The 21,792-nt window shown below is 50.1% G+C and carries 18 protein-coding genes; 15 read left to right on the top strand and 3 right to left on the bottom strand.

What is annotated here, in order from left to right; translation table 11 throughout:
• Positions 1-2 precede the first annotated feature (2 nt).
• The 4 genes from flgJ to flgL all read left to right on the top strand — a co-directional run bounded on the left by flgJ (position 3) and on the right by flgL (position 4,749).
• Positions 3-983: a flagellar assembly peptidoglycan hydrolase FlgJ gene (gene flgJ / locus D515_RS08925; protein ID WP_002537898.1), complete on the top strand. Its 981-nt coding sequence runs from the start codon at positions 3-5 to the stop codon at positions 981-983.
• A 54-nt stretch (positions 984-1,037) separates the two neighbouring features.
• Positions 1,038-1,496, top strand: coding sequence for a hypothetical protein (locus D515_RS08920; RefSeq protein ID WP_002537897.1), 459 nt, complete (start codon positions 1,038-1,040; stop codon positions 1,494-1,496).
• Positions 1,497-1,666: 170 nt separating this feature from the next.
• Positions 1,667-3,544, top strand: a complete 1,878-nt coding sequence (gene flgK / locus D515_RS08915) for a flagellar hook-associated protein FlgK (RefSeq protein WP_002537896.1) — start codon at positions 1,667-1,669, stop codon at positions 3,542-3,544.
• 11 nt (positions 3,545-3,555) lie between these two features.
• Positions 3,556-4,749: a flagellar hook-associated protein FlgL gene (flgL, locus tag D515_RS08910; protein ID WP_002537895.1), complete on the top strand. Its 1,194-nt coding sequence runs from the start codon at positions 3,556-3,558 to the stop codon at positions 4,747-4,749.
• 47 nt (positions 4,750-4,796) lie between these two features.
• Here the strand turns inward: flgL and D515_RS08905 are convergent, their stop codons facing one another.
• On the bottom strand, positions 4,797-5,684 hold the full coding sequence (locus D515_RS08905) for an AraC family transcriptional regulator (RefSeq protein WP_002537894.1): 888 nt from the start codon (positions 5,682-5,684) through the stop codon (positions 4,797-4,799).
• A gap of 215 nt (positions 5,685-5,899) precedes the next feature.
• On the opposite strand from D515_RS08905, the gene D515_RS08900 reads away from it, so the two are divergent.
• A complete protein-coding gene (locus tag D515_RS08900) occupies positions 5,900-7,120 on the top strand; it encodes a sugar efflux transporter (protein WP_002537892.1) in 1,221 nt (406 codons plus the stop codon).
• A 72-nt stretch (positions 7,121-7,192) separates the two neighbouring features.
• On the opposite strand, the gene D515_RS08895 is transcribed toward D515_RS08900, so the two are convergent.
• A complete protein-coding gene (locus tag D515_RS08895) occupies positions 7,193-8,395 on the bottom strand; it encodes an Acg family FMN-binding oxidoreductase (protein ID WP_002537890.1) in 1,203 nt (400 codons plus the stop codon).
• Between the two features lie 109 nt (positions 8,396-8,504).
• Here D515_RS08895 and D515_RS25005 point away from each other — a divergent pair, with 109 nt between their 5' ends.
• Complete coding sequence (locus tag D515_RS25005; protein ID WP_051997488.1) at positions 8,505-9,509, top strand: helix-turn-helix domain-containing protein; 1,005 nt, start codon at positions 8,505-8,507, stop codon at positions 9,507-9,509.
• Positions 9,510-9,563: 54 nt separating this feature from the next.
• Here D515_RS25005 and D515_RS08885 read toward each other — a convergent pair whose 3' ends face one another.
• Positions 9,564-11,660, bottom strand: a complete 2,097-nt coding sequence (locus D515_RS08885) for a tetratricopeptide repeat protein (protein ID WP_002537886.1) — start codon at positions 11,658-11,660, stop codon at positions 9,564-9,566.
• Between the two features lie 492 nt (positions 11,661-12,152).
• On the opposite strand from D515_RS08885, the gene D515_RS08880 reads away from it, so the two are divergent.
• The 9 genes from D515_RS08880 (at position 12,153) to D515_RS08840 (ending at position 21,738) form a co-directional block, all read left to right on the top strand.
• Complete coding sequence (locus D515_RS08880) at positions 12,153-13,295, top strand: flagellin (protein ID WP_002537885.1); 1,143 nt, start codon at positions 12,153-12,155, stop codon at positions 13,293-13,295.
• Positions 13,296-13,667: 372 nt separating this feature from the next.
• Positions 13,668-14,807: a flagellin gene (locus D515_RS08875; RefSeq protein ID WP_002537884.1), complete on the top strand. Its 1,140-nt coding sequence runs from the start codon at positions 13,668-13,670 to the stop codon at positions 14,805-14,807.
• Between the two features lie 66 nt (positions 14,808-14,873).
• Positions 14,874-15,296, top strand: a complete 423-nt coding sequence (locus D515_RS08870) for a flagellar protein FlaG (RefSeq protein ID WP_039849824.1) — start codon at positions 14,874-14,876, stop codon at positions 15,294-15,296.
• 16 nt (positions 15,297-15,312) lie between these two features.
• Positions 15,313-16,683, top strand: a complete 1,371-nt coding sequence (gene fliD / locus D515_RS08865; RefSeq protein ID WP_002537881.1) for a flagellar filament capping protein FliD — start codon at positions 15,313-15,315, stop codon at positions 16,681-16,683.
• Positions 16,684-16,694: 11 nt separating this feature from the next.
• Positions 16,695-16,988, top strand: coding sequence for a hypothetical protein (locus tag D515_RS08860; protein ID WP_002537880.1), 294 nt, complete (start codon positions 16,695-16,697; stop codon positions 16,986-16,988).
• A gap of 12 nt (positions 16,989-17,000) precedes the next feature.
• A complete protein-coding gene (gene fliS / locus D515_RS08855; RefSeq protein ID WP_002537878.1) occupies positions 17,001-17,405 on the top strand; it encodes a flagellar export chaperone FliS in 405 nt (134 codons plus the stop codon).
• A 172-nt stretch (positions 17,406-17,577) separates the two neighbouring features.
• Positions 17,578-19,053, top strand: a complete 1,476-nt coding sequence (locus D515_RS08850) for a sigma-54 dependent transcriptional regulator (RefSeq protein WP_002537877.1) — start codon at positions 17,578-17,580, stop codon at positions 19,051-19,053.
• 217 nt (positions 19,054-19,270) lie between these two features.
• The gene (locus D515_RS08845; protein WP_002537876.1) at positions 19,271-20,320 is read left to right on the top strand and encodes a sensor histidine kinase; all 1,050 of its coding nucleotides are present in this window, start codon (positions 19,271-19,273) and stop codon (positions 20,318-20,320) included.
• Positions 20,317-21,738, top strand: coding sequence for a sigma-54-dependent transcriptional regulator (locus tag D515_RS08840; RefSeq protein WP_002537875.1), 1,422 nt, complete (start codon positions 20,317-20,319; stop codon positions 21,736-21,738). The genes D515_RS08845 and D515_RS08840 overlap by 4 nt, the downstream gene beginning before the upstream one ends.
• Positions 21,739-21,792 lie beyond the last annotated feature (54 nt).

Genomic DNA, 21,792 nt, shown 5'->3' with positions numbered 1-21,792 from the left:
CCATGAAAGCACCATTAGATACCGGATTTATTCACGACCTCAGCCGACTGGATATTCTTCGCCAGAAAGCGGCGAACGGCGAGCAATCAGACGATGCCTTGCACGCTGCGGCAGAGCAGTTTGAAGCTCTGTTCACCCAAATGCTGTTCAAATCGATGCGAAGTGCCAACGAAGCCTTCGAGTCAGATTTGATTGATAACCGCACTTCCAAATTCTATGAACAAATGGCAGACGAACAGCTTTCCAGTGCGCTTTCCCGTGAAGGTTCGTTGGGGCTAGCCGATCTGATTGTTCAGCAATTCAAAGGATTGCAAAACAGCGAACCGATGGATGTGGGTGACAACAGCGCGAGCGATCGCATTCGCCTGCAGCCAACGCTGCCACTTGCTCCAAACATGACGGAAGAGGAGACTGCACAGCAAGTGTTGCCACCGCTTTCTGATGACACCGTTATTCCAAGCGCTCACATGTTAGCGCAGCAAAATGCTGTACCAAAAGTAGAAGCCAGTAAGCCTTTTGAAACCCCGGATGAGTTTGTTAGCCGTTTGACGCCATACGCGAAAAAGGCCGCTCGTACCTTAGGGACAGATCCTGCCATTTTGATTGCGCAAGCCGCACTGGAAACGGGTTGGGGCAAGAAAGTGATCGCCAATGCGCGTGGTTCCAGCCATAACCTTTTTAACATCAAAGCGGATCCCCGCTGGGATGGTAACAAAGTAGCCACCCAGACGCTGGAATTCCATGATGATATCCCTGTTCAGGAAATGGCGTCATTTCGTGCCTATGCTTCATATGAAGACAGTTTTAATGATTACGTGAGTTTTCTGAACCGGAATCCGCGTTATGCCAACGCCCTACAACAGACCGCAGAGCCTGAACAGTTTATCCGTGGTCTGCATCAAGCGGGCTATGCAACGGATCCTAAGTACTCCGACAAAGTGATCAGTGTGTTTAACCGTGTTAAAGGCATGATGGAACAATAATCCGCAAGGGCGGTTTGTTGTTTTCCGCTCTGTCGCAGCGAAAGGTGAAGGCAAATGGCAGAGCAGCTACCCAAGCAGGAAAGAGAACCCGAACAGGGACAAAAAACCATCTCAGAGCATTCTAGCGGCTCTATTCAGCGCGATCCGTTTATCCGCTCATTTCTGGAGAGAACTCCGAAGGATGTTGCGGAATCCTTCACCGATGCGCAATTACTCCAGCTTAAACTCATGTTTGGCACCCGTGCCAAGGCTCGTCATGCGATAGATTTTAGAACCGTCATTGGTGGGTTTGGGTGGAACTACTACCTGGTATTCCTCTTTGGACGTAACCGCCGTGAATTTACCCGTGCTGAAGAGAAGGCAGCCAATGCTGGACGTGTGCTGGTTTTGCTATTGAGTAGCTTTGTGCTGTTCTCGATTGTGATCACCTCTCTCTATTTGCTGAAGTCATTCCTGGGTATCGATCTTTTGCCTAACTTTTCGCTTGGTCTTTGGAGCTGGCTCAACAGTTGATACTGTTTGGCGGCAATCCCTTGCCTTCTGGGGCTCGGAGAGAAGCCAAGTTGTTGAAAGCTTCACCTATCTTATTGAATTTCAGACCTTAAGCTCTGTGGCACGATTCTTGAATTGTTCTGCTCAATAGACAATTTCGTAGGTTATGCGTTTCCGCATACGGGGGCAGAATGGGGTTTGATCTGCTGACGCTCGGTTCTCAGGGCGTTCTGACAGCACAGCGGCAGCTGAACACAACGGGTCACAACATCTCGAACGTGAATACTGATGGCTACAGCCGTCAGTCCGTTGAGCAGCGTGCCAATGACTCCGCCTATTGGTCGGCAAACCAATGGGGCCACGGCGTGCACGCGGCAGCCGTTCGCCGCAACTACGATAAGTTTGCCGTTAACGAATTGAATATCACCACCTCTGCATTGGCTCACGCTCAAACCCGTAACAGTCAACTCACCATGTTGGATGACATGATGTCTCACTCTGCGAAGAAAATTCCAGAGAACATGAATGAGTTCTATGGCGCGGTAAAAGGGCTGGCAGACAGCCCAAGTGACATGGGCGCCCGTAAAGTGGTGCTGGAAAAATCTCGTCTGGTTGCTGCCGGTCTCAACGACATCAACAATGTTCTGCAAAACCAGGAAGCGGATACCACCGTCCAAATCGACGCCACACTAAAACGCATGAATGACATTGGTGCGGAGATTGTGGATATCCATAAAGCGATCCTTAAATCGCAGGCGGTGGATAACGATTTGCTTGACCGTCACCAGCAGCTTATCAATGAGCTCTCTGAATTTACCCAAGTCAGTGTGAACCAGCGTGATGATGGCTTGTATAACGTCATTATCGGTAGCGGTCATACATTGGTTTCCGGCTTGCATGCCAGTGAACTGCAAACGGTGCCGGGCACACCGGACTACCAGAAACGCCGTTTGGCACTGGTGGAAGGTAAAGCACTCAAACCCATCGACAATGGTGACATTCGCGGCAAGCTGGGGGCGATGTTCGAATACCGTGATAACACGCTGGCACAGGCCCGTGATGAACTTGGCCGCTTAGCCGCAGGCTTTGCCATGTCGATCAACGAGCTGCAATCGCAGGGTTTTGATCTTGCTGGTCAGGTGGGTGAAAACATTTATGTGGATTTCAACAGCGAAGACTTCGCCCGTGATCGCGTGGTGAAAGCGTCGGATTCCACAGCCGAACTGAAAGTCTATATCGACGATTTGGCGCAACTGAAAATTGGCGATTACCACTTGAAGTTTGATGGTAGCCAATACACTTTGGTCGATCCGGAAAAGAACATGGTTGCTGTTACGCCTTCCGGTTCGCCACCGTCGATTGAATATGATGGCTTGCGCATTCAGGTTGATGTAGGTCTGGCTGCGGGCGAACGCGTCATTCTCCGTCCAGTGCGTCAAGGTGCCGGCCAGATTGCCGTCACCATGGAAGACCCGGCAAAAATTGCCGCCCAGAGTTATATCAGCTCCACCTCTGTTATCACTGGTCAGGGAAATCTGAAAGTGCTTCAACAAGGCGCGCAACAAGAGTTTCAGGTGGCGATTTCTCCTGATGCATCTCAGTTTGCTGTTCTGGACATGAAAGGCAATATTCTCCTTGCACCGCAAGCCTATCCGCCAGCATCTCCGGTGACCGTCAATGGCACCACGTTTGAGCTGACACCGGGCGCGGCAGCAGAAGATATCTTTGCAGTGAGTTTGCTTCCTGCAGACGGTGAGAACGGTAACCTTATCCGCATGCAGCAGCTTCAAACCCAGAAACTGATGGATGGTGGCCGTTCCAGTCTGATTGACGTTTATGAAGGCCTGAACACGGATTTAGGTGTACAGAAAGCCTCCTTTGCCCGCCTTGAGGATGTCAGCCGCGTTGAACATGATGCAGCGGCAGGGCGTGTAGCAGAGATCTCCGGGGTTAACCTCGATGAAGAAGCGGCAAACATGATGAAATTCCAGCAAGCCTACATGGCGTCTTCCCGAATCATGACCGCCGCGAATGAAACCTTTGAAACTCTGCTGAATGCAACCCGATAAGGATCTGAGTGATGATTAGCCGTATTGCCAGTTTTCACAACTACCAGTCAGTGTCGAATGACCTGATGCGTCAGCAGGTGAAGTTGCAGGATAACCAAGACCAGCTTGCCACGGGTAAGCGTGTGCTTACAGCGGGGGACGATCCGGTTTCCTCGATTTATATCCAGAACTTCCGCCAGCAGGATAAACAGCTCGATCAATACATCGATTCGATCACCCTTGCCCGCAACCGCCAAACCCGTGCGGAAATCGCGGTGGATGATGCCGAACAGTTGGTCGATAGCGCGAAACGTAAGACGATGGAAATGATCAACGGTTCCTTGTCTGATGATGACCGCACGGCTCACCGCCAGGATCTCAAAGGTCTGTTCGACAACTTCATGAATCTGGTCAACGCGAAAGATGAATCAGGCAATTTCCTGTTCTCTGGTACCCAGTCCAGTAAGCAACCTTTCTATCGCGACAGTGCGCTGAATGTGCGTTATGCCGGCGACAGTTATCACCGCACCGCGCAAGTCGCTCCGGCGGTTGAAGTGCAAACCAGCGATCCGGGCGATCAGGTGTTTATGGAAATCAAAAACCCGTTCGGTGACTATCAACCGGAATACGATTTGAACAGCGGTTCCTTGCTGTTGCTGGCACAAGCCAAAAACACCAATAATGCTGATAACTCTGACTATGCGGTGAGCTTTAGCGTGGATAGTGGCGGCCAAACCACTTATGAGCTGACCCAAAATGGCAGCGTGGTCAGTGCCGGAGTCTACGATCCGCAAAACGGTGTGCAGTGGGGAACACTCAGCCTGAGTTTTGAAGGCGAAATGCTGGATGGTGACAAGATTGTGCTGGAGCGTCAGGATACGTTTAACGTGTTTGATGCGTTCAAGAAAGGTATCGAGCTATCACACGAGAGTATCTTCAATGCTTCAGCGACGGCAGAGTTGCATCAGGTCACCGAACAGTTTTCTGCTGCGTTCAAGCATCTCAACAAAGCACGCTCTGAAGTCGGTACCCGTCTGACGACGTTGGACAGACAGGAAGGCATGCACAAAGACTTCAAGCTGGTGCTTAACCGTTCGCTTGGCACCATGGAAGATTTGGATTACTCGACAGCGGTGATCGACATGAATGAAAACATGTTGGCATTGCAGGCTTCTCAGCAGGCTTTTGCCAAGACCAAAGACCTCTCGCTCTTCAACTACATCTAATGCCACTGAGTTCCCAGACACTGGGAACTCTTATTTCAAGCCGTTTCCTACCCAAACAACTTCCTGAATTCGGTTGGGGTCATCCCTTTTGCTGTTTTGAACTGCCGGTTGAAGTTCGACAGGTTAGAAAATCCCACCCGCTCCGCCACAACTGACACTGGGATGTTGGAGCGCACCAGTATCTCGCAGGCTTTTCCAAGTCGATAATTTTTAAGGTGGTCTGAGAAGCTGTCATCAAAATGCTTTTCAAACATCCTGTACACCGAGCTTTCGCTCATGTGGAGGTGGCTGCATATATCTTGAACAGATATTTGCGCATTGTAATTGTCGGCGATAAACTGCTGCGCTTTTTCCAGCTTGTCGAGAATTGGCGTATCTTTCGCCACGTAAAAGCAGAAAGGGCGAGAAGTCAGTGTTTGCGCTGATTTGTCTTCACACAGCAGCATAAGGATTTCCACCACCCGCACAAACTGTGCGGCAGGTTTCAGCTGCGACGCGCCATTCATCAAAGGGTACAAAGCATCGAACGTCGCTTTGGATAACATCAGCCCTTTGTTTGCGCGTACCAACATGTCACTGACGGCAGACAATGCCGGCACCGTGACCACCAGGGATTGAATCCAAGACTGATCAAGCCAGAGCACATGTGAGCTGCTGGGACGCTCCGGCGTGGCCGTCGAAGCCACTCGGGTCAGCATATGCGGTAAACCGGGACCAGTGAGATAGGCATAACCATGTGCTGCCTCGCCGACGTAATCATCAATGATGATTTTACCTGGCGCGACATGATGAGGGTCGTAGTAGAGCACCAGCTCGATTTCATCGTGGTAATGCCAGCCGCACTGCACGCCAATCTTAGGCTCGATGCAATGGTAATCCGTAAAGTGCCAGCTAGGGCTGACGGCTTTATGAACGCGTTCAATGGTTGGCCGCATGAAGTTCTCTCGCTTGGTAAAGGTTAGTGCAGTTGTAGTTTTACCCGGATTGTCAGTGAGTTGGAAGAAATTGAATGAATAGTATCAGCGGTTGCTCGATAGCTATCACACGAGGTGCATATTTGTCCCTAAACTGCATCACAAATAAGAAAGAGATAGTCAGACAGACTGTTCAATCAGACGACTGTATACACCATTTTTATGGGAAATAATTCATGAAAAACTACGTAAGTTTTTTGACCAATAAAGCCGCGCTTTGTTACCTGCTGGTCAGCTTGTTTGCTGGTCTCGGCGGTGGCTTTTTCTATCCACTTTTAGGGATTTTTGTTGTCGATGGATTGGACGCTACGCCGTTGCAAATGGGCGTGTTTCTCGCCATCTCGATTTTTAGCGGAGTGATGGTTTCGCAGCGTATTGCCAAGTTGTCAGATGTGGGTTGGGAACGCCGCCAAATCATCTTGCTGGCGCAAGGCGCGTTTATCGTTGTGATGGCACTGTTCATGATGATCCGCGACTTCTATCTGGCGCTGGCTGTGATGATCTTCATCTCGAGCTTTTCGGCCGCCGCTTTACCACAGACTTTTGCACTTGGCCGCGAGTTTGCGGACAAGAACCTTGGCGATAACAGCACGCTGTTTGTATCGCTGATGCGCGCCATGATGTCCTTGTCTTGGGTTATTGGCCCGCCACTGGCTTTCATCCTGTACGATGCCTTCGGTTTTAACGGCGCATTCTTGTTTGCTGCTGTCACCATGGTTATTTCGGTATTGATTGTTTGGCGTATGTTCCCGTCAACCAAAATCAAAGAAACGGATACTCAAGGTGAAGCGGAAGTGCGCCTGTCATGGCACAAAATCCCGGGAGCGCCGTTATATCTGGGCGCGGTGTTCATGTTGTTTTTGGCCAACAACATGTACGTCATGTCGATCCCTTTGTATGTGACAAAGGAACTGGATATGGCAGGATCAGTGGCGGGTCAGTTACTCGGCTTGGCAGCGTTTGTGGAAATTCCCGTGATGGTACTGGCGGGCCTATGGGCGGCTAAAATTGCGCCTCAACGTTTGATGGTGCTCAGTGCGGCAGCGGCATGCCTCTTCTATGCCTTGCTGTTTAATGCGGGTGCACTTTGGCAAATGTATGCGTTGCAAATGCTGAACGGCTTGGCGGTTGGTATCAGTGCAAGCCTCGGGATGGTAGTGATTCAGAACAAGATGCCAAACCAGATGGGTGTGGCAACAACCTTGTTCAATAACGCCATCATGATAGCAAGTTTGGCATCCAGCGTGACGGTTGGTTTTGTTGCCGAACTCTACGACTATCACACTGTGATTCTGGCGATGCTGCTGGCAGGTGCTGTGGCCTTTGGCTTGTTGCTGCTGTCGGCAAGAGAGACGCGACGCCCATCATGCCCGTCGCAGTTGGTTGCCGAAGCGTAAAGTCACCACTCAATCAAAAGGTCAGCACGTGCTGACCTTTTTCTTTTTATACCGAAGCCCAACAGGCCTTATTTATGCGCTGGCGACCACGTCTTTCAAGGCGCGACGAGGGCTGGGGATTGCAGTCAGGGTTGGGTAGCCAGCCCGGAAAGCAAAAGTGGCAGATTGAGGTTTGCCGGATAACGCGCGCAGATCGTCGGCAAAAGTCTGTGGCTGTTCTAGCTGTTTTTGTCTGTCTATCACTTCACAGGTTTGGTTAACCGGCTGCATCGAAATACCTTGTGTCGTCGACCAAAGATGAATGCGTTGCCACAACCTGCCAGCTTCAATGTTCTGCTTTGAGCTGTAGAGATTATTCAGCGTGATCAAGCCATGCATTGGTGTAGATTCCATGGTGCGTTGCGTACCTTCAATCCAATATTGATTCGATGACTCCTCTGATAAGGTCGGCATGATTTTACTGATGGCTCTCATGGCAGGCGGCAACCCGGCAGTATCGATGTAAACACCATCACGGTGCGCTTGCATCTCTTTATGGCTCAGTCTGAACCACCGGAAACTGTCAGAAGACATCTGATGATCGGCGGCAATAAAGCGGGTGGCATTGACCGTTTGTTGGGTAAAGTCGTCACGTTCTACTTTCGTCGTCAGCAGGGAAAGGCTGACATCAGGAAAGCTCTCGTTGGCCATTGCCGTCAATGCAGACATTGACGAAGCATCGATCGGCGTATCGCGCTGGTATTCCCCCCGATCGGTATGTCGGTGACCAATGGCTTGGTAAAGCTCGCTTTGCTCCTGCTTTCCTGTCGGTGTCAGGGTTATCGTCGCGACATGCATAGGCACGCCGCTCCAGGTTTGTTTGGTCAGGTCTGTGTCGCCAAGCAATACTGTCGCTTCAAACCCGAACGCGGGAGTGGCTTGAACCATATTCTCCACGGCGCATCCCAAACCTATGCAAAGTTCACGGCCATAAACATCCATGGTGCCCAAATGGCGCGCTGTGTCTGCGTAGAGCCAAATCGCGTTGTCGCGCAATTCAAAAATCCAAGGCTGGGTATTGTGGGGGTTCGCGGCAAGCACGGCTGCGTTAATGATGGCGAGTTCACCGCTTTTTGACGCCGATTGCCAGTCGGTCCAAGGTGTAAATGGCTCACCTTTACCGACGCTGAATACGCCGTTATCAACCGCACGATAGACGGTACCGCCAGCGACCACAACACCGACACCCATCAATCCTTTTAAAAACTTACGGCGGCCATTTGTTTCTTCACGCATTTTTCTTCCCTCGTTCCCTTTGCATTTTTTTCAAATGTTAGTATCGGAGCCATGACAGTCACAGAGACCGTAGACATCAAATAGGGACTCTGGTCATCAAGGGATGGAAATGGACACTTCACCAACGTTGGTCATGGGCTTTTTGCTGGGGCTCGACAGGATCCTGTCAGATTTGGGATGGGATACCGAAGCGGTTAAAACACAGCTAAAACTGCCGAAAGACCTAAAAAGCTCGCCAGATGAGAGATGCGGGCTCAATATCTATAACGCGTTCTGGAAACTGGCTTTGGCTCAGAGAAACGATCCACTGCTTGGGTTTAGGGTTGGCATCGATCCGGATTTCAAAGGTGCAAGTGCATTAGGCCAGGCCGTCAAACATAGCCCGACGTTGCGTCATTCTCTGCAGCAACTCAGCGAAATGTCACCGCTGCTCAATCAAGCTCAGCGTATCGTATTAGTGGAAGAGGAGGATATTGCCTATCTGCGGATACTGAATGAAAACGAGGAGTGGGAACTGGAGAAACATACCGACAGGATGTTGGGCGGCTTCGTGGCCTTCTCTGGTCAGAATTTGCCGCCGGATGCGGTTCAGAATGCGCATATAGAATTGACCCGCCATTTGTCTGACGCAGAACAAACAGCAGTCAGCCGATTGCTGGGGTGTGAAGTGCTGGGTAGCAAAGCATTTAATCAACTGGTCTTCGACACAAGATTCCTCAATATGCCGTTAAGTGGCAGTAATGAATATATTCATGGCGTCTTATCGGAACATGCCAGGCAATTGATGCAAGAGATTGCCGCTTCGGGCTCCTTTGCCAATGAAGTGAAAAAGCGGATTGTGGACAGTCTTCATCACCAAAAAGCGAGTGCAGAAGAGATTGCAGACAGTCTCGGGGTTAGCGCGCAATCGCTATACAGAAAGCTCAAAGCCGAAGGGGAAACCTTTCAGGATATTCTGGATACGACTAGGCATGATTTGGCTGTGGCTTACTTAAAGCAGGGCAGGCTGAGTATTAAGGAAATCAGCTATTGGTTGGCATTTTCGGAGCCCAGAGCTTTTCACCGAGCTTTCCGGCGCTGGGAAGGGTGCACGCCGAAAGAATTTGTTCAGTGAATTCAGAAAAAAGGCCGCATCACTATGATGCGGCCTTTTTGTTTTGGCTGTGAATCAGCTTGCCTGAATATGGCGTACAATGGATTCCAGCAGCGGGTATTTATTTTCCAGCATAGGTGGGTAGAAGTAACCGAACTCGCTGTCGCAATACAAAGGTTCAGGCTGGTTGAAATCAGACTCTTCCGTGCCGGCAAAGAACACATGGCAAGGTGTGCCAACGGCAGTGGTCAGACGATGCACCGCGGTACCCGCAGTGATTACGGCATCCAATCCTTTAATCACCGCAGCAGTGCCTTCAAAGTCATCGCGTAGATCCAGACCTTCAAGCTGCATAATGCGTACGCCGGAAAGCTTTTCAATCTTGTTGAGTTCTTTGCTGCAATCCCCGTATTGAAGATTGATAAACACCGCATCCGGGAATTGTTTCACCAAATGCGCGACTTCTTCTGCAATCAGGTAATGGATGTTACGGGTTGCGGCGGCAAGGCCACTTCTCCAACAAATACCAATCAGTTTCTTGTCAGCGTTAACGGAACGAATCTCTGCTAATGTCGATTGCCAGTGCGTTTTGGTGTCTTCCGGCAAATTCACGTAACCAGACTGGTAAACGTGACGGCCATGTTTTTCAAAGCAGATACCCGCCAAACTGCCGCCCGCCACCCAAGAGGTAATGTCGTTCATCACTTCCTCTGGAATATGAATGCTTTCGCCTTCAATACGTTTGATCGGCACCATAATAGCCTCTGGATACGCGCGGTTGAGCACAGATTCCAAGCGAGGATCACAGGCCACATAAACCTTTTGGGTGTTTTCCAGAACCAAAGCAAGATTATGGAAATAAAGGATTTCATCCCCCACGCCTTGCTCTGGCATCACCAGTACAACGTCATCTTTCGGGCGTTCGAGGTTCCACTGAGGCATGTTGCCACTGTATTGGAGGCGACGATGGCAAGTCAGGCCGAGCTCATTGGCGCGGTAGTAGTTTTCCCATTCGCCGAGGGTACGGTAAACAAAACTGATGTTGAAACCCGCTTCTACGTCGTCAGGGTATTGGGCGATGTAATCTTCAAGCAGGGCTTTTGAGGTTTTGGCTTCACCTTTGTACCAGAGTACTTCCGCAAGATAAGTGGAAAGGCGCAGCTTGTTTTCTTCGTTTGCCACGCTTGCCGCCTGTTGAATATGTTGCTGACATTCCAAAATTGCCGCTGGCGTGAAATTATGGCGAGTGCGCAGCAACTGGAAGCTTGCTGTTGCCAGCCTGTTCAGCAAATCCACGTCAGTCGGGTATGGCTTGATGAAAGTTTTCGCTTGTCGGTAGGCTTCCAGCCAGTTCTCTTCTTTTTCGTAGCTCAGCACAATCAAGCGGCAAAAGAGAGGCTCTGCCGGCCAGGTGTTGAGGCCGAAGCGGGCATGGTCACGCGCTGCTTTGTAGTCTTCAATCTTGATGGCGCTGTGGCTGAGTAGAACCACCACTTCTTTTTCTGACGTCTCAATATCAAACGCACGGAGCAGGTTTTGGCGTGCAAGGCCAAAGTTTTCCTCGCCCATATAAAGCTTTGCCAAACCAAGCAATGCCGCTGGGTTGTCGCCAGCCACGCTGATCACGGCGTTATAGAGTTGTTTAGCTTGATCCAGATTGCCGCTTGCCACCATTTGGTCAGCCAGCGCCAGTGTCTCCTGAACTTCGGCATCCATGGCGGCATTTTTTTGTGCTGACGCCTGATGCATTTGCTTTGCCGTGCGGCGACTTTCGCCCAGATTGCCGATTGCCGCGGTAAGTTGTTGCCGCATCGCCAATAGTTCCTGGTGATCAGGTGCCACACCTAGCAAGGCTTCAACAATTTCAAGAGCTTCCTTGTTCATGCCGTTTTCTGTCAGCAAGGTTGCCTTATCGAAAAGGAGAGAGGCATTGCCGGGTTCAATAGTCAGTGCATGGTCGAGCTTTTTCAAAGCGTTCTGCCAGGCGCCTTCTTCATTGTCCATGACCGCCAGTACCTGCAGGACAGGCAGGGCATCAGGCGCATGGGAAAGAATGTGTTCGAACACCTCTCGGGCTTCGCGTTTTTTTTGATGTTGATAGAGCGAAACGCCATGCTCAAACGCTTGTTCCAGTGTCATAGCACTTTCATTGGTTTGGGAGGGATTGTTCATAAGGAATCCATATAGTTATTCGAGCGAAAAACTTAAGTTTTTAAACTAAATAAAAGACAGCAAATACCGTGCCGGAAGACGTTTATTTTATGGATAAACTCGCACGTGTTTAGAAGGTGGACTGCTTTGTCTCTGTTTTGAGAATGAAAATTTATTCGAACAAAATGTGATTCATCCCTCTTAATTACAAGATCTGGTGCTATGGTTATGAAGAGGCAATGACCGGAGGCGGCAAGTTGCCGATTTTCTTGAGGAGAAAATCAAATTATTTGCCGTTTTGTTGAACGACTTCGCTCTCGTTGCTTCTAAGTTGATGATAAACAAGACTTTCCAAAAATTGGCATGCTATTTGAATAATATTCGGCATGAGGTGTCAGTTGCACTGATACCGTTCCTGATAACGAACTGAAGGCTGGTCCCGCTTCTACATTCGGACAAGTTTGTCGCGGGTAGGCTGTTTCGCAAAATACGCGAAAGTCAAAGGAGAGCAAAATGGGTGTAACAGTTAACACCAACGTGTCTGCGATGACTGCGCAGCGTTACCTGAACAAGTCGACAAACGATCTCAATACGTCGATGGAACGCTTGTCGTCTGGTAGTCGGATCAACAGTGCGAAAGATGACGCCGCTGGTCTGCAGATTTCGAACCGACTCATCGCCCAGACCCGTGGTCTAGATGTTGCGATGCGCAACGCTAACGATGGTATCTCCATTGCCCAGACTGCAGAAGGTGCAATGCAGGAATCCACCAATATCCTGCAACGTATGCGTGACCTGTCTCTGCAATCGGCGAATGGTGCGAATGGTAAGTCTGAACGTATCGCGATTCAGGAAGAAGTGTCAGCGCTTCAGGACGAACTTAACCGTATCGCAGAAACCACTGCGTTTGGTGGCCGTCGTCTTCTGAATGGCTCATTCGGTGAAGCTTCTTTCCAAATTGGTGCTGATTCGGGTGAGGCCATCATCATGGGCTTAACCAGTATTCGTGCTGATGATTTCCGCATGGGTGGTACCGAGTTTATCGCCGCAAACGGCAAATCAGCAGGTTGGGAAGTGGCGAGCACTGCCGCGACACTGACCATGGCATTTACAACGAAAGACGGTAATACCATTAACCTGAACATCGATGCCAAAGTTGGCGACGATATTGAGGAAGTCGCGACCTATATTAATGGTCAATCTGATGAGATGGTGACGGCGTCTGTTGATGAAGCTGGCCAACTACAGATTTTCGTTGCGGAAGAGAAGCTCTCTGGCAACGTCACCTTTGGTGGTGGACTGGCAACCTCTCTGGGCTTAGTGACCGGTGCAGGTGCTGCAACCACGACGCAAGACATCGACGTCAGTGATGCGGGTGGTGCACAGATGGCCGTGGGTATTATCGACTCAGCGATGCAGTACATCGACAGTCAGCGTGCTGACCTGGGTGCGAAGCAAAACCGCTTGAGCCATACCATCAGTAACTTGTCGAACATCCAAGAGAACGTTTCTGCGTCTAACAGCCGCATCCGCGATACTGACTTCGCGAAAGAAACGACAGAGCTCACCAAAGGGCAAATTCTGCAGCAGGCAAGTACCTCTATTCTTGCGCAGGCGAAGCAGTTGCCACAGGCGGCGCTCAACCTCCTCCAGTAATCTGGAATATAGATCCCGAAAAGCGGCAAGCCATTGCCGCTTTTTTTGTGCATTTTTTCAGCGAAAAGATTAACACCCTATCCAGTTTCTTTCCTTGTTATGCCTTGTTATTAATGGCTTTTTCTCTCCTCAGTGTATTTTTGCCGACAAATTTTTTAAATCATCTCTAAAGTTTTTCCCCACTAAGGCGAAAACCTTCATAGCACCATGATTTTACGGCTTTTCACCCTCTAAGGTGGCTTGTAAAAAAAGTAGGAAAAAAGGTGTAAAGGTTTTTCCAAACGTGCCGTTACATGGGTTGTGAGAGATTTAGAACTGGTTTTCCCTGGGTTGCTGGGCGGAAGCCGGACTTAGTACCAAAGGAGAATAGTTATGGCTATTACAGTAAACACTAACGTGCCTGCAATGACCGCTCAGCGCTACCTGAACAGCTCAACCGATGCGTTGAACAATTCGATGGAGCGTCTGTCTTCGGGCTTCCGTATCAACAGCGCAAAGGATGACGCAGCAGGTCTGCAAATCTCTAACCGCCTGATTTCGCAAAGCCGTGGTCTGGACGTTGCAGTACGTAACGCAAACGACGGTATTTCAATGTCACAAACCGCTGAAGGTGCGATGGAAGAATCCACCAACATCCTGCAGCGTATGCGTGACCTGTCACTGCAATCTGCTAACGGTGCTAACGGTGACCAAGAGCGTGTGGCAATCCAGGAAGAGATCGTTGCTCTGCAAGACGAACTGAACCGTATCGCGGAAACGACGTCTTTCGGTGGTGCGAAACTGCTGAACGGTACTTACGGTACTAAAGCATTCCAAATCGGTGCTGACGCTGGTGAAGCGGTCTTCATGGAATTCAAGAACATCCGAGCTGACGAAGCAATGATGGGTGGTGCGACCTATAAAGCGACTGTAGCTGCGTCTGCTGACATGGCTGCTTGGACCGCAACGGGTGGAGCAACACTATCTATGTCTATCACCAACGCTGACGGTACCACAGCAACCATCAACGTTTCTGCAAAAGCAGGCGATGACGTGGAAGAAGTGGCGACCTATATCAACGGTCAAGCAGACGGCAAAGTTTCTGCATCTGTGACTGAAAACGGCGAACTGCAAATCGTTTCTGCCTCTGGCGCAGACGTAGCATTCACCGGCGCACTGGCGACCTCTCTGGGTATCGCAGGTGCAGCGAAAGTTGACCAAACCGTACAAGACGTTGACGTCAGTACTGTTGGTGGTGCACAGCGCGCTGTTGGCCTGGTGGATAACGCGATGCAATACATCGATTCACACCGTGCAGAACTGGGTGCGAAGCAGAACCGTCTGAGCCACGCAATCTCTAACTTGGATAACGTTAACGAAAACGTGAGTGCTTCTAACAGCCGTATCCGAGACGTTGATTTTGCTAAGGAAACGACGCAGTTCACTAAATCTCAGATCCTGCAGCAGTCTGGTACGTCTATACTTGCACAAGCGAAGCAAGCACCGTCAGCTGCACTGAGCCTGTTAGGCTAATAGCAAGACCAAAAATGACGGTGAGCTTGCCCCTCACCGTCAATAGCTAACAGGAGGTGAACTACGATGGACCTATCATCCGTTTCTACGTCATCCCTGTCTCATGTGACTCCACAGTCAGGCACGAAAGTTGCTAGCAGTAAACAATCTGTGGAGGGGACTCAACCCAACATCACGAACCAGCGGCAGATGGCAGAGAATGTTGAAAAGCTGTCTCAACGCCGGGTAGAACAAGTCCAAAAACTTGAAGCTACACGGGAGATGCAGCAAGAACAGCTCGAAATGCTGGTTGAGCGACTGGATGAGTTTGTGTCTACCTTTAACAAAGGCTTGTCATTTCGACTCGATGAGAGTTCTGGAAGAAGTGTTGTGACTGTTTACGAAATGAGTAGCGGTGACATCATCAGACAGATTCCTGAGAAAGAAATGCTAGAGCTAGCACAGCAACTGTCTCTTCATGCGAGGGGGCTCGTTGCAGAAAAGGTATAACTGAGGTGAGTGAAAAATGGGTTTAAGCGCAACGGGCCTTGGCAGTGGCATGGACATCAACTCCATGGTCAGCAAAATTGTTGAAGCTGAGCGTGCGCCTAAACAAGAGCGAATCGTTAAAGGCCTGAACGATGTTGAAACTAACATCAGCGCCTACGGTAGACTCAAGACCTCCCTCGATACGATGAAAGACTTGATGTATGACTTTCGCCGTAACAATACCTTCGCGGCGCGGAGTACAGTTTCAAGCAACGAAGAAGCTGTCTCCGCATCCGCCGACCACCAAGCCGTTACCGGCGTTTACTCCATCGACGTTCAGCAACTCGCACAGTCCCATAAACTCGTCTCTGACGGTTTAGATGCCAAGGCCGATTTTGGCGCTGGGCAAATCACGCTGAGTCTGGGCGGCCGAACCACGACCATAGATATCGACGAAAACAGCAGCTCCTTGCTCGATATCGTCCGCACCATCAACAGCAGTGCGAATAACCCTGGTATCAAGGCATCCGTTATCAATGATGACAGCGGTGCGCGATTGATCCTCGGTGGTGATAAAACCGGTGTCGATAACCAAATTTCCGTCAGTGTGAACGCACCGGTGACGTCACCGCTGCAAGCACTGGCTTATGACCCTGCCAGCCCGAGCAACTCAATGAATGAGATGCAGGCGGCGTTGGATGCCCGCATTCTGATTGATGGTCTGGCATCTGTGTCCAGCGACACCAATACGTTTTCTGATGCCATTCGCGGCGTCAACATCGATGTGTCCCAGCTGACTTCGCCGTCAAATGGCCCTGTGATTGTCACTGTGGACGAAGACAGGGACACGGTGAAAGGGTCACTGGAAGAGTTTGTGGACGCCTACAACGCGTTCTACCAAGTGACAAAAGCATTGTCGAAGTACGACCCTGAAACCCAACAGGGCGGCCCTTTGGTGGGTGACAGCGTGATTCGCTCCGCGGTCAACCAGATGCGCTCTTTGTTTTCTACGCCAATTGAAGGTGCGCCTGATTCGCTCAAAACATTGAGCGAGCTAGGTATCTCCACCACGATGGATGGCCGGTTGGAAATCAACTACAACCTGCTGGACAAACAATTGACGCGTAACTTCGGGGCATTGGAAGGTTTCTTCGGTGGTAATCAGGGTTTCGCCCGCAAGGTGGAAGAAACCGTACAGAACTTTACTGGTGTTGGCGGTGCTATTCGCAACCGCGAATCCAGCTTGGGCGATCAACGTATGCGCTTGCAAGATGAGCAGCAGACATTGGATCGCCGAATGGAAGATTTGGAAAACCGCACATTAAAGCAGTTTTCCGCCATGGATAACGCGATGGCAGAGATGCAATCTCAACTGTCGGCCATGATGAATATCATGCCGTCGATGTAAGCGAGTTAACCATGCACGCTTTGCTATCCCAACTGTCAGAGATTGATGAACAGCTTCTGGCAGTACTGAATTCAGACCCTGTTGATTCCAATGAGATGGCACGGTTATTGAATATTCGAAAACAATGTCTGGCAGAAATCACGATGTTGCCGGAGAAGCCGGAACAAGCCGCTTGGTCACAGGCCATTGCCAGAACTGAGCAGTTATTTAGCCTTATAAAAGTACAACGTGATAGTGCTGCAGCCCATGCCAGTCGTTTTAAGAAAGGGCGTCAGTCAGTGCAAATTTACAAAAAGTTCGAGTAGGTGAGGAATGTTATGAGAGGGTCACTTCAGGCCTACAAAAAGGTTTCAGTAGACAGCCAGTTGAGTGCGGCATCACCACATAAAGTGATTCAAATGCTGATGGCAGGTGCTATTGAACGTTTGGTTCAGGGCAAAGCAGCGATGCTGCAAGGCGACATTGCAGTGAAAGGTGAACGTCTGGGTAAGGCGCTGGATATTATCATCAGCTTGCGTACTTGTTTGTCGATGGAAGAAGGTGGGGAGATTGCTTCTAACCTGGATGCGCTTTACGACTACATGATCCGCCAAATCTCAGAGGCTAACCGAGACAACCTGGAAGCGCCGATCGATGAAGTTGTCGATATTTTGCGCGAAATTAAATCAGCGTGGGATCAAATACCGGCTGAGTATCACAATATCACCTCTGCAGACGCATAAAAACGCGTCAGATTCACTACAATCTAATCTGTCTTGGCACTGGAGTCACAGCTTTATTGTGTCTCTAGTTGCCTTATACCAAGCAATAATTACAATAGCTGGATTATTCTGTTATTGGTGACATCCGTCGCGCCGATGACTTAGATGGTTTTAGGGCAGATATATCTCACACATGCAAGGTTTAACGAAGATTCTTGTTATCGAGGATGATGAAAAATTTCGTCACGATTTAGGCGTTATCTTGGAGTTTATTGGTGAGCAATACCTGCTATGTTCAACCACTGAGCTAAATGATTCGCACTGGAAGCAGGCCGAGGGTGCTTGTTTTCTGGGTAACATCCACTCACCGCAGCGCTTATCCCAAGTGCTGGATAGTTTGGCGATTAATAATCACATTCCTATTATTGCGCTTGCAAAACACAAAGCGGAATTGTCTGGACTGCCAAACTTCGTCGGTGAGCTCGAGCTGCCACTAAATTATCCCCAACTTGCTGATGCACTCCGACACTGTCAGGAGTTTTCCGGCAAGCGCGCATTCAATATTCCTCAACTTAGCCGAAAAAATACGCTCTTCAGAAGCATGGTCGGTCGCAGTGAAGCGATCGCCGATGTTCGTCATCTTATTGAGCAAGTTGCAGGAACCGATGCCAGCGTACTGATTCTGGGTGAATCCGGCACCGGTAAAGAAGTTGTCGCACGTAACATCCATTACCATTCGCAACGCGGGAAAGGGCCATTTGTGCCAGTGAACTGCGGTGCGATACCACCGGAACTGTTGGAAAGTGAGCTGTTCGGTCACGAAAAAGGGGCATTTACCGGCGCGATTTCTGCGCGTAAAGGCCGTTTTGAGCTGGCAGAAGGTGGCACGCTGTTCCTGGATGAAATTGGTGATATGCCGCAGCCAATGCAGGTTAAGCTGCTACGCGTACTTCAAGAACGTTGTTTCGAACGTGTTGGTGGCAATAAGACCATTCAGGTGAATGTACGCGTTGTCGCGGCGACACATCGCAACCTCGATACCATGATTGAAGAGGGCTCGTTCCGTGAAGACCTTTTCTATCGCTTGAATGTGTTCCCAATCGAAATGCCAGCACTGCGCGAGCGCATTGAAGACATTCCGCTTTTGATTCAAGAACTCATGGCGCGTTTGGAAGCAGAGGGAGCCAATCAGGTTCACCTGACGCCACGTGCGATCAGTTCTTTGATGGAGCACGAATGGCCGGGCAACGTCCGCGAACTCGCTAACCTCATCGAGCGTATGGTGATTCTGTACCCAGGTCAGATGGTGGATGTAAACCGACTGCCGAAGAAGTATCGCTACAGCGATATTCCGGAGTTCCAGCCAGAAACCTTGGGCGGTTTGGAAGCCGAAGAAGATCTGGAGCGTGACGCACTGCATGCGGTGTTTGCGATGGATGAGCCGGAGGAAGAAATGCCGGGCTTTGCGAGTCCTTCAGCAGCAGGGCTACCACCGGAAGGTGTTGATCTGAAAGCCATGCTGGCGGACCTGGAAGTGGAAATGATTCGTCAGGCACTCGAAGCGCAAATGGGTATCGTTGCCCGTGCAGCCGACATGCTGGGTATGCGACGCACCACGCTGGTTGAGAAGATGCGTAAGTACGGTCTCAACAAAGAAGACGTGACCTGATTTATACCCAAACGAACTGAATATGAGCATCTTCGGGTTGTTTGGGTGTGAACACCTTTCATTAAAAATGTTAACCGGAAAGCGAAGTCATTTTTTTGACTTCGCTTTTTTGTTTCCATCTTGCTTAATCTACTGATTTTCAATGATTTAATAATTGGCACATTCCCTGCTTAGAGCTACTTAGCGTCAGAAAAAGAGAGCTAAATAGTCGAGCATCATGGAAGCGAATTATTCTCCTTTGGGAACCGTTGATCAGCAGGTTCTACGATACAAACAAGTGTTAGATGTCATGCCGGCAGGCGTTATTCTGCTCGATCCCTACGGCCGTGTGGCGGAAGCCAACCCAGAAGCATTTCGTTTGCTTGGTACACCGTTAACACAAGAGCGTTGGGTTGATGTGATCAACCGTGCCTTCTCGCCCCGTGAAGATGATGGTCATGAAGTTTCACTGCGTGACGGACGCAAAGTGAAACTCGGCATTTCCGCCTCTGATTCCGGTCAGCTCATTCTGATCACCGATATGACGGAAACCCGCCTGTTGCAATCACGTGTGAGCGATCTCCAGCGTCTGTCCTCGTTGGGTAAGATGGTCGCCTCACTGGCGCATCAGGTGCGTACCCCGCTTTCCAGTGCTTTGCTCTATGCAGCAAACCTTGGAGCGCCAAACCTTAATGAGCCTACCCGTAAACGCTTCCAGATGAAGCTGGTGGACAGGCTTCATGATCTCGAAAAGCAGGTCAATGACATGTTGTTGTTTGCCAAAGGTGGCGACAACAAAGTCGTGAACACTTTTACGCTCGAGCACCTGCTTAATGAATTTGAGCCTATGGTCGAAGCCCTGGTGAGCAGTCAGCAAGTCGACTTTGAAATCAACTGTGATGATGAATCTCACCAGCTGCTTGGCAATATGAATGCGCTGGCCAGTGCCCTGTCGAATCTGGTGGTTAACGCCATTCAGGTGGCAGGTAAAGGCAGCAAAGTGGTTGTCGATGCCCGTGAAATACAGGGACAACTGTTCTTGTCGGTTGCCGACAATGGCCCCGGTATCGCCCCGGAACTTCAAAGCAAAATTCTCGAACCTTTTTTCACAACGAGACAGCAAGGCACAGGCCTTGGTCTCGCTGTTGTTCAAATGGTCTGTCATGCCCATAAAGGCAGGCTGACTCTTCAATCTCAACCGGGCCAGGGTGCCTGTTTTACGCTCTGCCTACCGCTGGCAGACAACTGCGATACCACGCAGGAAGAGGTATCAGGAGAAGCACAATGAATCAGAGCAAAGTACTTATCGTTGAAGATGATGAAGGCTTGCGTGAAGCCTTGGTGGATACCCTTGCACTTGCAGGTTACCAGTGGCTTGAAGCAGACAGCGCCGAACAGGCTCTGTTACTGCTGAAAAATGAAACTGTCGACATCGTGGTTTCTGATGTTCAGATGGCAGGGATGGACGGATTGGGTTTGCTTAGAAACCTCAAGCTGAACTACCCCAACTTGCCAGTGCTGCTGATGACGGCTTACGCCAATATTCAGGATGCAGTCGCCGCCATGAAAGAAGGTGCGATTGATTACATGGCCAAACCGTTTGCGCCCGAAGTGCTGCTGAATATGGTGAGCCGTTATGCGCCGGTTAAGGCTGACACGAGTGATGCTGTGGTCGCGGACCCGAAAAGTCAGGCACTGATTGCATTGGCGGACCGTGTAGCGAAGACCGATGCGAACGTGATGATCCTTGGCCCAAGCGGTTCAGGTAAAGAAGTCATGGCGCGCCATATTCACCGTCAGTCTTTGCGTTCTGAAGGAGCTTTTGTCGCCATCAACTGTGCGGCGATTCCGGAAAATATGCTGGAAGCGACCCTGTTCGGTTATGAGAAAGGCGCATTTACCGGTGCTGTTCAGGCATGTCCGGGTAAGTTCGAACAAGCGCAAGGCGGCACCATTTTGCTTGATGAAATCAGTGAGATGGATTTGGCACTCCAAGCCAAACTGCTGCGTGTGCTTCAGGAACGTGAAGTGGAACGTCTCGGTAGCCGTAAGAGCATCAAACTGGATGTGCGCGTACTGGCCACCAGTAACCGCGATCTTCGCCAGTACGTGGAAGAAGGAAATTTCCGAGAAGACCTTTACTACCGTCTGAATGTTTTCCCAATCTCCTGGTTGCCGCTTTGTGAGCGCGCTGGAGATATCATTCCGCTTGCCGAACACCTTTTGAAACGCCATTGCTGCAAGCTCGGACAAGCGGTTCCGCAACTGACCCAAGGCGCTGCCGAAAAACTGACACAGTATCGCTGGCCGGGGAACGTGCGTGAACTGGACAACGTGATGCAACGCGCTTTGATCCTTTGCAATCAGGGAGTGATTGAAGCTGTCGACATCCTTCTGGAAGGCGTTGACTGGCAAGACGCAGGAAGCTTGCAGAATCTGGTTGCTGGCAGTGAAGCTGTGTCACCGACCATTCAACCACAGGCCATGCCAAATCGCGTTGAGTCTTACCATTCCGAACCTGTTACTGCATCTTCTGACAGCCTGGGAAGTGAACTTCGCGATCAGGAGTTCGCCATCATTCTGGATACGATTCGTGCCTGTGAAGGTCGCCGGAAAGATGTGGCTGAACGTTTAGGCATCAGTCCAAGAACCTTGCGCTATAAACTCGCCAAAATGCGTGATGCGGGGATCGACATTCCTCAGTGAATCGGTGCTTTTTGCTGAGTGACTACGTTATAATAACTGGCTTAATAATTGCAT

Origin of the sequence: Grimontia indica (genome assembly GCF_000333895.2) — a bacterium.
GTDB lineage: Bacteria > Pseudomonadota > Gammaproteobacteria > Enterobacterales > Vibrionaceae > Enterovibrio > Enterovibrio indicus.
Note: the sequence above shows the minus strand (reverse complement) of the source record. Positions and strands in the feature narration are given on the sequence as shown.

Coding starts and splice junctions, on each gene's coding strand:
- flgJ (WP_002537898.1), top strand. CDS start 3: ATGAAAGCACCATTAGATACCGGATTTATTCACGACCTCAGCCGACTG.
- D515_RS08920 (WP_002537897.1), top strand. CDS start 1,038: ATGGCAGAGCAGCTACCCAAGCAGGAAAGAGAACCCGAACAGGGACAA.
- flgK (WP_002537896.1), top strand. CDS start 1,667: ATGGGGTTTGATCTGCTGACGCTCGGTTCTCAGGGCGTTCTGACAGCA.
- flgL (WP_002537895.1), top strand. CDS start 3,556: ATGATTAGCCGTATTGCCAGTTTTCACAACTACCAGTCAGTGTCGAAT.
- D515_RS08905 (WP_002537894.1), bottom strand. CDS start 5,684: ATGCGGCCAACCATTGAACGCGTTCATAAAGCCGTCAGCCCTAGCTGG.
- D515_RS08900 (WP_002537892.1), top strand. CDS start 5,900: ATGAAAAACTACGTAAGTTTTTTGACCAATAAAGCCGCGCTTTGTTAC.
- D515_RS08895 (WP_002537890.1), bottom strand. CDS start 8,395: ATGCGTGAAGAAACAAATGGCCGCCGTAAGTTTTTAAAAGGATTGATG.
- D515_RS25005 (WP_051997488.1), top strand. CDS start 8,505: ATGGACACTTCACCAACGTTGGTCATGGGCTTTTTGCTGGGGCTCGAC.
- D515_RS08885 (WP_002537886.1), bottom strand. CDS start 11,660: ATGAACAATCCCTCCCAAACCAATGAAAGTGCTATGACACTGGAACAA.
- D515_RS08880 (WP_002537885.1), top strand. CDS start 12,153: ATGGGTGTAACAGTTAACACCAACGTGTCTGCGATGACTGCGCAGCGT.
- D515_RS08875 (WP_002537884.1), top strand. CDS start 13,668: ATGGCTATTACAGTAAACACTAACGTGCCTGCAATGACCGCTCAGCGC.
- D515_RS08870 (WP_039849824.1), top strand. CDS start 14,874: ATGGACCTATCATCCGTTTCTACGTCATCCCTGTCTCATGTGACTCCA.
- fliD (WP_002537881.1), top strand. CDS start 15,313: ATGGGTTTAAGCGCAACGGGCCTTGGCAGTGGCATGGACATCAACTCC.
- D515_RS08860 (WP_002537880.1), top strand. CDS start 16,695: ATGCACGCTTTGCTATCCCAACTGTCAGAGATTGATGAACAGCTTCTG.
- fliS (WP_002537878.1), top strand. CDS start 17,001: ATGAGAGGGTCACTTCAGGCCTACAAAAAGGTTTCAGTAGACAGCCAG.
- D515_RS08850 (WP_002537877.1), top strand. CDS start 17,578: ATGCAAGGTTTAACGAAGATTCTTGTTATCGAGGATGATGAAAAATTT.
- D515_RS08845 (WP_002537876.1), top strand. CDS start 19,271: ATGGAAGCGAATTATTCTCCTTTGGGAACCGTTGATCAGCAGGTTCTA.
- D515_RS08840 (WP_002537875.1), top strand. CDS start 20,317: ATGAATCAGAGCAAAGTACTTATCGTTGAAGATGATGAAGGCTTGCGT.